Origin of the sequence: Oceanococcus sp. HetDA_MAG_MS8, assembly GCA_019192445.1 — a bacterium.
In the GTDB taxonomy this organism is placed as follows: domain Bacteria; phylum Pseudomonadota; class Gammaproteobacteria; order Nevskiales; family Oceanococcaceae; genus MS8.
Genome location: JAHCMK010000003.1, coordinates 65883 through 80395, shown reverse-complemented (window position 1 = coordinate 80395; position 14513 = coordinate 65883). Strand labels below are relative to the sequence as shown.

Annotated in this window: 16 protein-coding genes; 7 read left to right on the top strand and 9 right to left on the bottom strand. The window is 57.6% G+C overall.

Translation table 11 applies throughout. The annotated features are described in order from the left end of the window. Positions 1 to 40 precede the first annotated feature (40 nt). The 3 genes from KI787_06130 to KI787_06120 form a co-directional block, all read right to left on the bottom strand. A complete protein-coding gene (locus KI787_06130) occupies positions 41 to 556 on the bottom strand; it encodes a hypothetical protein (GenBank protein MBV6629521.1) in 516 nt (171 codons plus the stop codon). Positions 557 to 768: 212 nt separating this feature from the next. Beyond that, positions 769 to 1623 carry an ImmA/IrrE family metallo-endopeptidase gene (locus KI787_06125; protein ID MBV6629520.1) on the bottom strand — a complete coding sequence of 285 codons (855 nt, stop codon included), beginning with the start codon at positions 1621 to 1623 and terminating at the stop codon, positions 769 to 771. Positions 1624 to 1626: 3 nt separating this feature from the next. Further along, entirely contained in the window at positions 1627 to 1950 is a 324-nt protein-coding gene (locus KI787_06120) for a helix-turn-helix transcriptional regulator (GenBank protein ID MBV6629519.1), read from the bottom strand. Positions 1951 to 2070: 120 nt separating this feature from the next. Here KI787_06120 and KI787_06115 point away from each other — a divergent pair, with 120 nt between their 5' ends. The 5 genes from KI787_06115 to KI787_06095 are packed head-to-tail and all read left to right on the top strand — an operon-like array spanning position 2071 to position 6540. After that, positions 2071 to 2304, top strand: coding sequence for a DUF2188 domain-containing protein (locus KI787_06115; GenBank protein MBV6629518.1), 234 nt, complete (start codon positions 2071 to 2073; stop codon positions 2302 to 2304). A gap of 4 nt (positions 2305 to 2308) precedes the next feature. Continuing rightward, complete coding sequence (locus KI787_06110) at positions 2309 to 3304, top strand: patatin-like phospholipase family protein (GenBank protein MBV6629517.1); 996 nt, start codon at positions 2309 to 2311, stop codon at positions 3302 to 3304. Position 3305: 1 nt separating this feature from the next. Next, positions 3306 to 4448, top strand: a complete 1143-nt coding sequence (locus KI787_06105; protein ID MBV6629516.1) for a hypothetical protein — start codon at positions 3306 to 3308, stop codon at positions 4446 to 4448. Then, positions 4445 to 6076 (top strand): ThiF family adenylyltransferase, encoded by a 1632-nt coding sequence (locus tag KI787_06100; protein ID MBV6629515.1) that lies wholly within the window; start codon positions 4445 to 4447, stop codon positions 6074 to 6076. Before KI787_06105 ends, KI787_06100 begins: the two co-directional genes overlap by 4 nt. Beyond that, positions 6073 to 6540: a Mov34/MPN/PAD-1 family protein gene (locus KI787_06095; GenBank protein ID MBV6629514.1), complete on the top strand. Its 468-nt coding sequence runs from the start codon at positions 6073 to 6075 to the stop codon at positions 6538 to 6540. Before KI787_06100 ends, KI787_06095 begins: the two co-directional genes overlap by 4 nt. A 564-nt stretch (positions 6541 to 7104) precedes the next feature. Here the strand turns inward: KI787_06095 and KI787_06090 are convergent. Both KI787_06090 and KI787_06085 read right to left on the bottom strand, forming a co-directional pair. Continuing rightward, positions 7105 to 8331 (bottom strand): hypothetical protein, encoded by a 1227-nt coding sequence (locus KI787_06090; protein ID MBV6629513.1) that lies wholly within the window; start codon positions 8329 to 8331, stop codon positions 7105 to 7107. A 37-nt stretch (positions 8332 to 8368) separates the two neighbouring features. Beyond that, positions 8369 to 8746 (bottom strand): FixH family protein, encoded by a 378-nt coding sequence (locus KI787_06085; protein ID MBV6629512.1) that lies wholly within the window; start codon positions 8744 to 8746, stop codon positions 8369 to 8371. Between the two features lie 234 nt (positions 8747 to 8980). On the opposite strand from KI787_06085, the gene KI787_06080 reads away from it, so the two are divergent. Further along, positions 8981 to 9835: a hypothetical protein gene (locus KI787_06080; protein ID MBV6629511.1), complete on the top strand. Its 855-nt coding sequence runs from the start codon at positions 8981 to 8983 to the stop codon at positions 9833 to 9835. A 10-nt stretch (positions 9836 to 9845) separates the two neighbouring features. Further along, positions 9846 to 10061, top strand: coding sequence for a hypothetical protein (locus tag KI787_06075; protein ID MBV6629510.1), 216 nt, complete (start codon positions 9846 to 9848; stop codon positions 10059 to 10061). A 476-nt stretch (positions 10062 to 10537) separates the two neighbouring features. Here the strand turns inward: KI787_06075 and KI787_06070 are convergent, their stop codons facing one another. From KI787_06070 to KI787_06055, 4 genes are all read right to left on the bottom strand, one after another. Beyond that, positions 10538 to 11209 (bottom strand): DUF2490 domain-containing protein, encoded by a 672-nt coding sequence (locus KI787_06070; GenBank protein ID MBV6629509.1) that lies wholly within the window; start codon positions 11207 to 11209, stop codon positions 10538 to 10540. Positions 11210 to 11541: 332 nt separating this feature from the next. Continuing rightward, on the bottom strand, positions 11542 to 12363 hold the full coding sequence (locus KI787_06065) for a DUF3299 domain-containing protein (GenBank protein MBV6629508.1): 822 nt from the start codon (positions 12361 to 12363) through the stop codon (positions 11542 to 11544). Continuing rightward, positions 12363 to 13808 (bottom strand): ABC transporter permease, encoded by a 1446-nt coding sequence (locus KI787_06060; GenBank protein ID MBV6629507.1) that lies wholly within the window; start codon positions 13806 to 13808, stop codon positions 12363 to 12365. Before KI787_06060 ends, KI787_06065 begins: the two co-directional genes overlap by 1 nt. Beyond that, entirely contained in the window at positions 13805 to 14443 is a 639-nt protein-coding gene (locus KI787_06055; GenBank protein ID MBV6629506.1) for an ATP-binding cassette domain-containing protein, read from the bottom strand. Before KI787_06055 ends, KI787_06060 begins: the two co-directional genes overlap by 4 nt. Positions 14444 to 14513: the final 70 nt, after the last annotated feature.

Genomic DNA, 14513 nt, shown 5'->3' with positions numbered 1-14513 from the left:
GACGCTCGATTCTCCACCGCTCCAGCGCAGGGGTGTTGCGCTAGTCATCTCGCGTATCTCGGGTCAAAGGCTCCAGTGCTACTTCGAGTTTTGCAAGCGGCTCTAACTTTCGGAATCGGGAGTGTCGTACGGCTTTGCGAGCAGCCCGCTCCGTGCGAGTCGACATTTTTCCGAACAAGTATTCGAGGAACCACGTGCCGATTGCAGGCCAGTTCTCTCGTGGCATCGTGCTGCCCTCAATCCGGAGGCAGTTTATGCGTGACACGCGACTTTGTACTAGCGGTGACAGGGTGCGGAACCACACCAAGCCTTCAAAGTTGGCGATCACGTCATACTCGAAACCGTCGTGTTTCGAGGGGACGACAATCGGTGGGCGCAGCGCAAAGACCGTTTCAACCTCCTCAATCTCGAAGCCGCCGGAATACGTGCCAGCCTTGACGACGAAGCGAGCGGCATCGGTGATGCGGAGTTGCGTTGCCTGGGGGCGGATTAGCTTCAGGCCCAGAACTCGCCGCTGTTCCTGGGCGATTCTCAGCTTTGGGATGCCTTCTTCCATTGGGATAGCCCTGCGGTGGAATAAATCACACCTTCAATCTACACCCTGTTTTCGGCACCTCGGCTGATTTGGCGGTTTAGTGACAGCGCGATTGGTTCGACATGGGATAACTTTCGATAGGAAAGCGTTACCGATCAGTGCGTCACTATTGAGTGACCGTTGGTTTGCGGAGACCTCACCCCCCCGGGGAATGCCGTTCTCAACTGGCTGCTTCAGCCTTCCCGGAAGCCCTCGACGTAACGCAGGTCATCTTCTAGCTGCAAAAGGCTTAGGCGGAAGTCATAACGCTGCGATGCGAACGATTCTTCAACACATGGCTCTGGAAGCCAGGAATTCTCCGGATGCGACGCCACATGACCAGTTCCATCGGGGCAGTCGGGATCGGCAGCAGGGGAGGTGATTGGCACCGCGATTGGCGGGCGGCCGACTGTCTTGATGTAGGCACCGGTCTTGAATGCTCGGGTACTTGATCGCGCCCACTGAACGAAGCCATCGGAGGATTTCACAAGCAGGGCTCGCTTCCTGGTGTATTGAAGCCACCGAAGCGTCGCCGCGATCAAGGACACGTTGTACCTGGAAGCACATCTGCTGAGATCGCCCAGCGTCGGACGCGTTGTGTCGTCAATTTGCCGCCGGAAGTCGTCGAGAGGCATGAGAAGTGTCGCCGCGAAATCGTTCGCCTCATGCTCCATGACCTGATACGCGCTGCCCCAACGCACCATATCTTCGGCATCACATTGAATCCCGTCCGGAAGACTTAGCCGATGCACTAAGTAGTGCCCAAACTCATGGGCGAGCGTGAAGTTGATCCTCCCTGGCGATTGACTGATCTCATTGTTGTAGAAAATTCCCCAACCAAGCTCGCTGTCAGGAGCTCGCTGCAACGCACCCTCAAACCCCGGAAGCTCAGCACCCTTGATCAAGCTGATTGGATCTTCCGGAAATACCTGGCCACTGTAATCCAACGCTAGTTGCCGGACATCAACGGGAAACCGCTCCGAACCGTCGCGGGCATTTAGCAGCAAGGTGAGATCATTCGCCCATCGCTTGGGGCGCTTTTGCTCCACTAGCTATTCCTTGCCCCACAGTTCGACCATCTTGCGGAACTTCTCTTTGGTCTCCGCCGGCATTTGCTGATACTCCCGGAAAAACTGCGTATCCGCTGCGTCTTCCTGGTTGATTTGGCCGTCATCATCCAGTAGGTAGTCCAGCGTCGTACCAAGTTGCCTGGCAATCTTCGAGAGCTTGTCGGCAGACGGTCTGGGCGGGTTTCGGTTTTCAAGTTCCCAGATATAGCTCTTGCTGCACTCTGATCGCTCAGCCAGTTGATCCAACGTCAGCTCGCTCGCCTTGCGCAATTCCTTGATCTTGCGTCCAAGAGCATTTACCCGCATCGCTCGTCCAAGTGGTGGTTCGGAAACGACGTATGTTGCTTGTTTGACTTCCGAACTGCAAGCGCGTAGCTTGTTCGGTATAGACGTACTTTTCTTCCATCTTTAGCTTGGAGTATTGCCATGCCGAAACGAAGCAATAGCCATCATGTGGTTCCCAATCCATCGGGAGGCTGGGACGTGAAAAGGGGAGGCGCAGCTCGCGCTAGTAGCCATCACGGCACCAAGCAAGAGGCCATTGACAGCGGTCGGGCTGTAAGCCGCAATCAGAAAACAGAGCTGCGGATACACAACAAGAACGGGCGCATCAGCGGTGCTGATAGTCACGGCCCGGACCCCTTCCCGCCTAGGGGCTAGCGCGATGGGTGCCGACTCAACACTTCATGTACTCGCGCTTTCCGGTGGCGGCTATCGCGGGCTGTACACCGCGACGGTTCTGGCCGAACTGGAAGCCGCGATGGGTCGCCCGATCGCCTCGCACTTCGACCTAATCTGCGGCACGTCCGTAGGTGGGATGTTGGCGATGGGGTTGGCGGCGGAGATCCCTGCGGTCGAACTACAGCGCCTTTTCGAGGATGAGGGAGCGGCAATTTTCGGCTCGCGCAGCCTGTATCGGCGGATTTGCGGTTTCTGGCTCTGCGCCAAGCACGATTCCACGGGGCTGAAAGCCGCGCTGCGGAAGCAGTTCGGCAACACAAAAATCGGCGACCTTCAGCATCGGGTGCTTGTGCCTGCGGTGAACTATTCGAAAGGCAGTGGGCAGATATTCAAGACGCCACATCACAAGAGCTTTGAGATCGACTACCGAATGCCTGTCGTGGAAGCTGCGATGGCAACGACTGCGGCACCTGTCTACTTTCCGCTCTCGAAGAACGTGAGAGGCGTGTTTGCAGATGGCGGCCTCGTAGCCAACGCGCCAGGCTTGTTCGGCTTGCATGAGGTCAATCATTTCATCGCGCCGAATACAACCACCACCGTTCGTGTGCTCTCGATTGGGACTATGACAATCGGGGCAACCATCCGAGGCAACGCAAACTTAGACCGCGGGTTTGGGCGGTGGCGCGGCAGTTTGTTTGATCTCGTCATTTCCGCTCAGGAAGGAGCGGTCGATTCCATGTTGAGGCAGCTACTTGGCTCTCACTATTACCGTATCGATGACGAGGCCACACCTGACCAAAGCAAAGATATCAAAGCACTGGACCGAGCTAGTGCCGCGGCAACACAGACGCTGAGAACACGGGGGCTACACGCCGCGCAGCGCGCTTTGGGCGACCCAGCCTTCAAACCCTTCCGGAACCACCGCGCCGACGTTCCAGAATTTTTCCACGGTCCAAACAAAAGTACAGGGGGTAACTGAGATGCTTGATTTCAGCCCGCTTTTTCACACTACAAACAAAACTGAGCGGTCACTGCTTGCGGGTCTCGATCTGACGCGTGACGAAAAACAAACCTTGTCGGACGCGAAGACGCAGGTGCGCGCATGTCTTCGTACACGGCTTGCCACTGTGCTTCGCGAGCAAGGCTATGAGGGATCCATCCCTGCGCCAAGGTTTTTCACTCAAGGGTCGTGGGCATACCGGACATTGAATGGGCCAGCTAGACAACCTCAGCAATGCGACCTTGACGACGGGTGTTATCTGCCGCTCAGCTTCGTCGCGCAAACCAATCGTCCAAGCACCGCTTCAGCAGTGTTCTTCGCGGCAGCAGAGGCGGCGCTCGCGCCACTGATCGAAGAGAACGGTTGGGTGCTGGATTCAAGCAAGTCAACATGTATTCGCATCGAGATTTCAGAGCGTGCGCACATTGACGTTCCCCTCTACGCGATACCGGATTCGGAGTTTCAGACTCTCAAGTCGCTGTCCTTCAACCGCTACGGCTACGACACGCTTGAGGAAGCTGTTGCCTTTGCAGAGCGTGACGCTTGGACAGCGCTGCCAGTCGACAAGGTCTTGCTGGCACACCGGAGGGAGAACTGGAAGGAGTCTGATCCAAGGCCGATCAAAGACTGGTTCCTCGCTGAAGTTGACGCCAAAGGCGAGCAGCTTAGGAGAGTAGTGCGCTACTTGAAAGCCTTTCGTGATTGGCACTGGGTCGCGGGAGGTCCGTCGTCTGTCTTGTTGATGGTCGCAGCAGCATCGGCGTTTGAGAAGCGTGATCGGAGAGACGACCTCGCACTGCTGGATGTGATTGAGCAGCTCCCCAGAGTGCTTCGATCCGGCGTCTCCAACCCCACCGACGAAAAAGAGTCGCTGACAGATCGGCTTGGTCCCGAGGGAGTAGAGGAGGCTGCGCAGGCGCTTACGAATTTTGAATCGCTGCTGCGCGGGGCAATCCAGTCGAGCAGCCCAACCCAGGGTTGCAACTGGATTATCCGTGAGCTCGGTCCCAGGTTTCCCAATGACCCCAGTCGCGTGCGGGTTGTATCGGTTGCCGCGACAATCGCTGCGACGCCGGCGCAGGCGGGACCAAGCGAGCTGGTTGGTCACTCCAAAGCAGGGTGAGCGGAGACTCTGCTGTCACCAAGGTCTTGGATGCGCTGGCAGAGCGCGGATTTCGCTACATCGGTCGATCAGACACGGGATGGGCGAAAGCCCAAGGCGTGCTTCGGCTTCCGGGGGCTGCTGCGTCACACCAGTGCATCATTGAGCTTGATCCGGTTTTTTTTGCTCCGCCACGCATTCGACTGACAGATCTGCCTAGTGGGTTACCCGCGGTTCTTCCTCACGTTTCTTCGGGAGGATGGCTTTGCTACCTCAATGGTCGGCAGGTCTCGCTAGATCAGTTTGACCCCGTCGGTCAAACACTGGCTTGCATTCTTCGGGCGGAGCAAGTGCTGGAATCAGTGCTGTCTGGTGAGATGGTCGATGACCTTGAGGAAGAGTTTCATGCGTATTGGGGAGAGTCGATCTGCTTTGCAGACCTAAAGTCCGAGGAGACGGGCAAGGTAGAGGCGATCACCATGAAACTGAACGACCGAACGTATTGGTGCGCGACAGACGATGTGCCGAGGACCAATGCGAAACTCGAGCCCTGCGGGATGCGGGTACAGGAGCAGGTGGTTCCGGTCTATCGGGTCAAGACATCCGCAGCACCAAGGCCTATGCGAGAAGCTTGGCCGCCCCGCACCGTCGGCCAACTCCTTTCGTGGCAATCACACCTCGACGGCGCTTGTCGGAGAAAGATCTCGCAGCGCTTGAATGAGGGGATGCTTTCGAAAAAGCCGGGCAGCGTCGTGCTCGTCGAGTCCCCATCTCTCACATATGCGTTTGCCGTACTTTTTTCGCGAACTACAGAGGGTAGTCCTGCTAGACGAGTAGCCAAGTCTCAGCGCGCTCTGCTGCAATCCAAGGTGATTCCGTTGACCGTTTTTCGGCTCGACGAGCGCTATGTTGCTGAGCGAAACATCCCAGGCAAGAGAACTCTTCGGGATCTGCGCATCTGTCTCGTGGGCTGCGGAACGATCGGCGGTTACCTTGCAGAGTTACTCGTCAAGGCTGGTGCGGGCAGCGGTCGTGGTGAACTGACGCTGGTCGATTGTGAGATCTTGCTGCCTCAGAATCTTGGGCGACACCAGCTTGGATTCTCTAGCCTGCTCCACCCCAAGGCCGAGGCGCTGTCCGATTCACTTCAGCGCCTGATGCCAGATGCGCATGTCCGGGCAGTTCCGGTGGACGTGCGTGAAGCACAGATCAGTTCGACTGATCTGATCGTTGATGCGACTGGGGAAGACACAGTAGGTCATTGGCTGACGAACGCTCAACCGCGGGGCACGCCGATTCTCTCGATCTGGATCGAAGGTCCAGGCACCGCCGTGCGGGGGATCATGCGTGACACGGAATCGGCTGCATGTAGTCGCTGCTTGTGGGAGTACAACCGTACGGGTCAGTACCCTGCGGTCTCGGAAGATCTGCCGATATCGTGGGCGGGCCAAGGCTGTGAAGATCTGTACGTCCCATTTCCTGCCTCGGTGTCTCTGCAGGCTGCGGGGCTGGGCGCAGACATGGCACTTGACTGGGTCAATGGGCGGACTTCGCCGCGGCTAAGAACTCGAATCGTAGAGCCTAGTTATTCCAGCGCTACTGAGGATGCAGATTTGGGGGTCCATCCGCATTGCCCAGCCTGCACATGAGCGAATCTTGGGTGTCGATGGATGGCAGGCGACTGCTTCATCTGTCTACTTTCGCTCGTCGGGTTTTCGAGACGCACCGACAGTTGCGGGCGCTGGATCTGGAAGCCGGTGGCATCCTGCTAGGGACAGTTCACGGCTCACATCTTGCAATCACTCACGCCACAACTCCAACAACATCTGACCGCCGTTGCCGCGCATTCTTCCGGCGAGCACCACACGGCCACGCGCAGATTGCGGGAGCCCACTGGCGGCGAAGCCGGGGGCAAATTAGGTACCTCGGCGAGTGGCATACACATGCCGAGCGCGATCCCTGTCCCTCAAACATCGACTACACAGAATGGCAACGGCTCGCTGCGATTCGAGCTGATAAACAGCCCGTGGTGGCTGTAATCGTCGGAACGGTTTCTTTGTACGTGGCGCGGGCGAGTGCGTCCGGGAAAGTGGAGTGCTACCGACCCTTGTAGCAAGCACACTGCACGCGCGCACGATGGTCTTAGTTGGGTCGCCTAGAACGCGGGTTCTGTCTATGCTGGCGAGCTTGGTTGACGCTGCGAAGCAGTATGAGAAGCGCTTCGCACGTGCTCGATTCGTAACCCGCTTCTGCATCGAAAATCTCGCTTTGAAGACACCGACTCGGTAGGATTCTAGTCCACGATAGAAGTCGCCATCGAAACCAAGCCTGCGGGTTCTTTCTCGTTCGCCGGGGACAGAATTGAGACCGCATTTCTCACGTTTTCATCAGTAGAGCAGCAGTCGTTTTGTGCGAATCGCACAAAACACCACGAGCGACCTTGTGTAAGAAAAATTGACGCTAAGTGACGCTGCGTCCGCCGGCAAGCTCGCAGAGAATGAAGGAATCACGTGTATTAACGGTGTACGGGTGCTCTTGGGGTGAAATGCAGTTGCGTCCCTTTATGCCCTCCGAAGCCTGCCGGGCGCGCCACTCAAGCAAGCGCACAAGCTAAACGCCGCCGCTCCGCTTACGATGAACATAAGCGCGAGGACTGGGTAGTCTGCGACACCCAATCCTAGTAGTTCGGTGGTGACAACAGTCGCTTCGGGGTGGCCAGTGGCCCGCTCAATGAGCCGAGAAAACTGACAAGGTCGGCTTTTTCTTGCTCAGTCAGATTCAGCGGCTTGAGTTCATCACTGATGATTGTGGGTTGCGCCCGGTCGTAGTGCTCGACGACTTCTTCCAAAGTGGAGAATTGCCCGGTATGCATATACGGTGGCCGCTCCGCGATATTGCGTAGGCTCACGGTTCTGAAGGCGCCAACGAGCTCAATACCACTTGTTTTGACAAAGCGTAGTTCATCGCAGTCTTGGCGCTCGACTCCGCTGTAAGGGCCGAGACAGTTAAATTCATCGGCGAGCAGTTTACGCACAGCATCCACTCGACCACGGTCCGTGGGAAGAACACCTGGCCCCTCTAAGCCCGTGTTGTGGAATTCGTTGTTGCTCAATAACGGGCCGTTGTGACAATGAATGCAGTTCGCCTTACCGATAAATAATCGCAAGCCGCGTTGCTCCTGCTCTCCAAGCGCTTGATTCGCGTTTGCCCATTGTCCTTGAGTGGCCGCTTGGACGAACTCGTCGAAGGGGCTAGGGCCATACCGCAGCTGACGTTGATAAGCCTCCAAAGCGCGGCCAATGTTCGCGAAGGCCGCCGATATCTGTGACTGATTTGCCGAGCTCATTTTGTTCCAGGCATCCCGTTCTTCACTTTGACCAAGAGGGGAAGCAGGAGGAAGGCTCTCGACTAAGTCATGGTCGGGCAAAGCCCCAAAGATGCGCTCATAAAAAGCTCGGTAGTGCGGATCTCGAGAAAGAACCCGCACAGCCTCCACTCGCGTGATTCCATGTTCCCGAGGGTCCTCTAGGGGCTGGAGCGCCTGGGCCCATAAGCTGTCTCGCCGACCATCCCAAAACTGCCATGGGCTAAAGGCACTGCTCACCAAGCTCATACTCTTACGGGGCGTTACTCCAAGCCCCTGAGCGCGCGGCAAGCCATCCGTAAATTGCAGCTGTGGCTGATGGCAGTTGGCGCAGGCTATGCCTTGGTTCGCACTAAGACGCTTGTCAAAAAAAAGCCGGTGCCCAAGATCGACGGCGCGAGGGTTGTCGGCGACCGTGTTCCCCTTCGCTGCTGGCATCTCGGGCAAGCGACCCAGCCAAAGTGTTTCGATGATCGCAAGTTCATCTTGAGTCCACGGCAGGTGTGGCTCTGCCCGGTCGCAGGCTGCCAGCATACTCACCAGCACCCACCATACGAAGCGCAGAAAACGGACTCGTCTAGAGCTCAAAAGCAATGGTTAAGGTCTCTTTGCCCAAGTCACCTTGAACGTCGAATTGCACCTCCCACTGGCCGCCCATCTGAAACTTCATTCCCTCCAGCCTATACACTCCAGGCTGCAGTTCAGCGGTGACGCGAGGAGCGGTCGGCAGACCGTGGTTATGAGCCGGCATGCCGCCACTAACCTTGAATTGCGCCCCACTCACAGGCTGCGCCTTCGGTGATTGCAATACCAGACGCCAGTCGTGGATGGTGTTGATGGCCAAAGGCTCAATCATCGGCTGGGCGACGAGCTTGTAGCTCACGCCCTCAACCTCAGCCCAAGCATCAGTAGAACTTTTGCTGTCTCCGCAGCCAGCAACCAATCCCGCAGCCATCACGAAAAAAGCAAGCGCACCCAAACGCAGCATAGGAGGGCGGTGGGAAGCGAAAACGCGACATGTGTGTTCCATGCAAAGGCTCTCAGATAACCAGGCTGCTGGAGTATCAACAAAACAACCCTGTAACGCAAAGCCGTCTATTTCAGCCTCGCTGCATCTAAAAATCACACGCCTGCGTTTGTAGTAATGGGGAAACCCATAATTTCAAACGATTGAGGAGTGACAAATAAGATGAACAAGACACTAGGCTGTGTCGCTATTGCGGCGCTAGCGCTTCATGGGGGGCATGCACTTGCCAATCACCCGGTACTTGTTGAAGGCAATTGCCTAGGCACGCCTACGGCAGACGCGCCCATCAACGGCCTTACCGGTGCTGCTTGTGGAGACTACGATGGCGACGGTCTGATCGGTGCAGCCGAAGATGCCGACGGCGATAACGTTTTCGGAACCATCGCCGGAGGTTTGGCTGACATTTCTCAAAACGGCATCATTACCGTTGTGAGTTCGGGCACCTTTCCCGAAGTTGTCAGAATCACTGGCAATGTGACGCTGGAAGCGGCCCCAGGCGTCAGCGCTAACATTGAGGCTTTCGTTCAAGGCGAGCCGGCTCCGGAATCAGGGAGCCTGCAAAGTGCCCCTGGCATCGTTGTGGATGCACCGGCCAACCGGCAGGTTGTGCTGCGTAACCTCACCACACGCAACTGGACTGATGGCGTCCGTGTAACCGGAGAATCGCGTGTGATGATCGATAATGTGCGCGCCGAACACAACATCAATAACGGCATTGTGGTGTCTGATACGGCGCGGGTTGCCATTGTCGGCAGCCGAATCACCTCAACCGGGCATCGCGTCAACCCAGGTACCGGTGATTTTCCAAGTGCCGACTTTTCGCCAGCTCCCGGTGATGGCATCAGTTACTTGGGCAATAGCTCCGGCATCATCAACGACACGGTTGTGACTGGCAGCTTCCGATTCGGAATGAATAACGGCACTGGTAACCCAGATGCTCTGTTCGTTCGTGAGTCCAGCGCTTTCGATAACGGCGATGACTTCAGCCCCAACTTCAACTTCGAGCGCTTCCGCTAGGGGGTCGACGATGTCCTTGCATAGAGCAACGGCATGCACCCTGGCTTTGGCAGCCTTGGCATTGACCAGTGCATGCTCAGAGAATGATGGCGTCAGTGGAGTAAACCCCACTCCACCACCGCCCGGGCCCGTGGTGCCTACCTCAGTAGAAGAGGCGCTGGCGGTTCCCGATGAGGAATTCGACTACGCCGCCGTCTTCGATGACAGTGGGCGTGGCGGCTTCTGACGAAGCCCATCATTGCAAACGGAGAGTCGGCGCTTTGCGTCGACTCTTTTTTGTTCATAGTCAATGTACCGCGCCCTACTAGCCGCCAGACCCGCCACCGTTAACGATCTAAGCTTTTGTGTAGACCGAGGTATTTGGAAGAGGCTTTTACTACAGCTCAAGCACATATAGCTTTTTCTTCGAGCGAGCTGTCCCTGGCTTCCACCCCTCGCTAGAGCAACAGGACCGAAGGTGCCCGCGTCTATCCGCAGCCCCTTGCGCACCGCTACGTAAATCGTGGAGTTAGCAAACAATCCTCCGTCTTGAAATGTGTCTCCGAGTCACGGCCGAGGGCTTTATTCCAAGCACGTTACATTTGCGGACTGTGCTCTAAGCCTCAATTTTCCCGCTAGGGAGCCTCCAGCAACCCACTGCCTCTCTAAGGCGTGACGAACGCTCAAGCGGAAGGCATTAACGAGGATGCGAGCCGCGCGGCGCTAGAAGTTCTGGTGCAGGCTTAGCTGCAGCTGTCCTTTGCCAAAGTTCGCGGATTCCTGGTGCATATATCCTGCCTGTACGCGCAGTCCATTATTGAGGCCGTAACCTAAGGCGGCATAGCTGCGGTTTCGGTCAAACAGCTGCACCTCATTACCGCCGCCAATATCACGCTCACCGTTCACGAAAACTTCGTTATACAAAGACAGATAGATCGAGCCCGGGCCTGGATCAATCCCGTTTAAGGGAACGTCGGCAAAGATTGCATATCGGAATCGAGTGCGGAAGTCCTGGTCTTCGACCCAGCGCTGCTCAAAGCGGAAGCGGTGACGCAGGTGTAACCAGCTCGCGGGTTTTTGACCGAGCAAGGCCTCTTGATAGATGCGGTTCTCTGTGGACTGCGCATCACTGGGGCCGAAGGTACCGGAGGTAATGTTGGCATAGCCTAGGGTTAACAAGGTGTTCTGCATGCTCTTAGGACGCCAGGTCAGGCCACCGCGAAGCAGAAGTTGCTCCAGGTCCTCGCCGACCTCCCATTGCCGATATTGAACGTCGCCCTGTGCGCCAAAGACGCTGTCATCAAAGCTAGCATTCCAAAAGTACATGCTCCACAGGCCAGTTTGGCCCTGATCGATCTGAGCCAGCGAGAGCTGCGGCAAGAGGCCAAAACACATGAGGAACGCGATCGTCTTTAGGGTCGTCTTCGATGGTCTGCACATGAGTTCCTTTCCCTTTTATGAGGGCCCTTAACGCGCCCGGTTTGGTGTAGCGCTGAAGATGCCCTCCACTCAATGAACGCGTCCTGTGTCCAAGATGAACCCGCGATGAATAGCCAGGATTCAAATTCATGCAAGGTGGAATCACGCGCCTGCGCAGGGTTGGCGCCAGAACGGCCTCCGCGCGCCAAGGGCGACCCTCAAGTGTGCAGGCTGTGTGCGCGAACAGCGCTTCGCGAGGGCGATCTTGGCCCGACCCTAGCCCCAATTCAAAGCCTGCGCATTGGTCACTAAAGCTTTAGTGCCTTGGCCTCGTGCAAGCGATAAATCACACCGTCTTCGCTGTGTTCCAGCAGCTCCAGACGTCCTTCCAACAACAGCAGATCCCAACTGGCTTTCACACCGCGGGGGGCAAGCACCTCCACGGCCCCGGCTGGACCGCCCGGAATATGAAAGAAGCAACTGGGCGGACTGGAGGTGAGCAGGAAGTGTCGCTGCTTGGCCTCCGGCTCTAAAGGCATCATGAACCCGGCAAGTTTGATGGTTTGTCCGTTGGCCTTTTTGAGCTTGCTGGGGAAGCTCGCACGCACGGCACCATCCACGCCATATTCGATGCTTGCCTGAAGCAGTTCATCCCAGGGAAAACTGCCCTCAACGGAGGCTGGCGGCGCGAAACCCGCTGACTCCAGACTGATGACGTTGATCTGCACCTGCACCGTGCTCTTGCCCACGGCGATCGTCAGCGTATCCAGCCCCATACTTCCGCCCACCACGGCAAACTCGTAGCTGCCAGCGTCATCGGTGCGGTCTTTGCCCCCAGGCGGGGTCAAAGACTGGATGCGACTGCTGCCCTTGAGGGAGAGCTCGGGAGTGGCACCCACCACCGCCTTGCCGTCGATGGTCTCGGCTTGCAAGGTGATGTAAGCGTAGTCCCCCTCCAGCAAATCAATGACCTGCACACCCTGCGCATTCTGATAACCCGACTCGGTAAAGATCTGCAAGAACACTTCTGCGTCTTGAACTTTATCTGGCTGAGCCGGCGCAGGCGCCTCGGCCAGAGTACTCAGCGGCAGACCCCAAAAAAGCCAGAGTAATGCGTGGCGCCAGACCATTATTGCCCACCCAGAGTGTGGGCCACATCGGTGCGATAGGCCTGCCAAGCCGGCAATGCCGAGGCCAGGAGACCGAGTAGCAACACCACCCCCAACAGCGCAGTCTCTTGGGGCAACCATACCCAAGGGCTCAAAGCGCCGGCCTGTGCCACAGGTAGCCAGATGTTCATGGCGGCCAATATCCCATGACCGAGCGCCACGCCCACAGCCAAACCCACGGCTGTTTGCACGACTCCCTCGAGCAGGATGCACTGCAAGAGCTGCAGCCGCGTCGCACCCAGGCAGCGCAACATGGCAAGGTCGAAACGCCGCGTACGCAGGGCATTGTAGAGCGCGGCTAATATGCTCAACGCCGCCCCCAGAATCAGCAGGCCAGCAAAGACCAAAACCAGATCACGCCCCACACCGATGAATTGCAGCAGACGCGTGAGCTCCTTGGCAGGCACGGCGGCCTGCAGCAATGGCTGGGCATTCACCTCCCGCGGCAGGCTGAGTGCCGCCATCGGCGTGGCGTACTGAATGAGCAGCGCGGTGACCTCGCGGTCGGCATCGTTGTGAGGGTGCTCCCCCTCATGATGGAGCGCGCCCTCGTCATTCTCCCCATCCCCACCCTCGTTGTCATGGTCGTGGTCATGCTCATCATGGTGGCCGTGGAAGTCGCGGTCTGCCTCTTTCTCTTGATGAATATGGGAGTGGTCTTCGAGCGCCTCATCCTCGGCATGGTCATGGTCGTTCTCCGGGCGACGATGCGCATGGTGCTTGTCCTCATCATGGTGGCCGTCGTCGCTTTCGCCTGAGGGCTCCATGTGATGCTGATCCTCATCGTGCGCATCGCCGTGCACCGCCCAAACGCTCTGCAGCGAGGTCAATAGCAGCCGGTCCAGAACCGTACCCGTGGGCTGCAAAATTCCCACCACATGGTAAAGGCGGTCTTGGTGCCTATGCCCGCCCTCCGCCAAGCCATGCGCGCCCGCAAAGCGATCGCCCACAGCAATATTGGCCTGCTGGGCGGCTGTGGTACCGGCCACAATCTCCATGGGCTGCTCCCACAGCCGCCCAGCCTGAGGCTTCGCTGCATATAAACTTGGATATTCATGCGTGGTTCCTACGATGCGATACCCGCGATGACTGTCCCCCAGCGACAGCGGGATCACGGCCTGCACCCTCGGATCTTGGCGCCACCGCCGTGCAGACTCCAGGGGAATATTCCCGGTGGGCATATCCGCGTGATAAACGCTGGACAGCACCAGTTGCAACGGGCTGCCCTTGGCTCCAATAACTAAGTCAATGCCTTGGGCATCACGCGACACCTGTTGCTGGAAGTGATGAGTGGCCAACAAAAGCAAAGCAATGCTGGCCGTGCCTAAAACTAGCAGTATCAGGTTGACGGCCGTGCCCAGGGCGTTGTGGCGCAGATTGAGAGCCACGAATTGCAGCCAACTCATGCATCACCACCCAACACAATGTCCCGATCCAATTGGCCTTGTAAGCGCTGGTCATGGGTCACAACCAGTAATGTGGCACCCGCCAGCTGCGCATGTACCTTCAGCAGGGTGAGCACGCGGTCGGCATTGGCGGCATCCAAGCTCGAGGTGGGCTCATCGGCCAGCAGCAGTGCGGGCTTATGGACCAGCGCTCTGGCAACAGCGGCGCGCTGGGCCTGCCCCAGGCTGAGCTGGGCGGGCTTCTTGTAGTGCAGATCAGCCAGACCCAAATCGGCTATAAGCGCATCAACGGCAGGGTGGTCCTGCGCAGCACCTGCCAGCCGCTGCGCCAGCAGCAGGTTTTGACGCAGGGTCAATGCGGGCAATAAGTGCAACTTCTGAAACACGATGCCCACCTGGCGCCCCCGAAAGCGATCACGCTGACTCGCCGAGAGGGCGTACACATCCTGCCCTTGCATGATCACCTGCCCATGGGTGGGCTGTAAAAGCCCGGCCACAACGTGCAACAAGGTGGTCTTCCCACAACCGGAAGGCCCCACCACCGCCACCTGCTCCCCGGGCTCCAGATGTGTTGGTGGCATGCGCAAAACCGTTTGCTCGCCGTAGGCATGTTGCAGGTCAATAAGCTCAAGCACGGCAGGACTCGCTTTCTGAAGACACAGGCCCGTGGTTCTCCGTTGAATAGACTTCGATACGCGCTGGTGC

What these genes read in the sequence shown, in the direction of transcription:
- KI787_06130 (MBV6629521.1), bottom strand. Translation starts at nt 556, where the DNA reads ATGGAAGAAGGCATCCCAAAGCTGAGAATCGCCCAGGAACAGCGGCGA.
- KI787_06120 (MBV6629519.1), bottom strand. Translation starts at nt 1,950, where the DNA reads ATGCGGGTAAATGCTCTTGGACGCAAGATCAAGGAATTGCGCAAGGCG.
- KI787_06115 (MBV6629518.1), top strand. Translation starts at nt 2,071, where the DNA reads ATGCCGAAACGAAGCAATAGCCATCATGTGGTTCCCAATCCATCGGGA.
- KI787_06110 (MBV6629517.1), top strand. Translation starts at nt 2,309, where the DNA reads ATGGGTGCCGACTCAACACTTCATGTACTCGCGCTTTCCGGTGGCGGC.
- KI787_06105 (MBV6629516.1), top strand. Translation starts at nt 3,306, where the DNA reads ATGCTTGATTTCAGCCCGCTTTTTCACACTACAAACAAAACTGAGCGG.
- KI787_06095 (MBV6629514.1), top strand. Translation starts at nt 6,073, where the DNA reads ATGAGCGAATCTTGGGTGTCGATGGATGGCAGGCGACTGCTTCATCTG.
- KI787_06085 (MBV6629512.1), bottom strand. Translation starts at nt 8,746, where the DNA reads ATGGCTGCGGGATTGGTTGCTGGCTGCGGAGACAGCAAAAGTTCTACT.
- KI787_06080 (MBV6629511.1), top strand. Translation starts at nt 8,981, where the DNA reads ATGAACAAGACACTAGGCTGTGTCGCTATTGCGGCGCTAGCGCTTCAT.
- KI787_06075 (MBV6629510.1), top strand. Translation starts at nt 9,846, where the DNA reads ATGTCCTTGCATAGAGCAACGGCATGCACCCTGGCTTTGGCAGCCTTG.
- KI787_06070 (MBV6629509.1), bottom strand. Translation starts at nt 11,209, where the DNA reads ATGTGTTTTGGCCTCTTGCCGCAGCTCTCGCTGGCTCAGATCGATCAG.
- KI787_06065 (MBV6629508.1), bottom strand. Translation starts at nt 12,363, where the DNA reads ATGGTCTGGCGCCACGCATTACTCTGGCTTTTTTGGGGTCTGCCGCTG.
- KI787_06060 (MBV6629507.1), bottom strand. Translation starts at nt 13,808, where the DNA reads ATGAGTTGGCTGCAATTCGTGGCTCTCAATCTGCGCCACAACGCCCTG.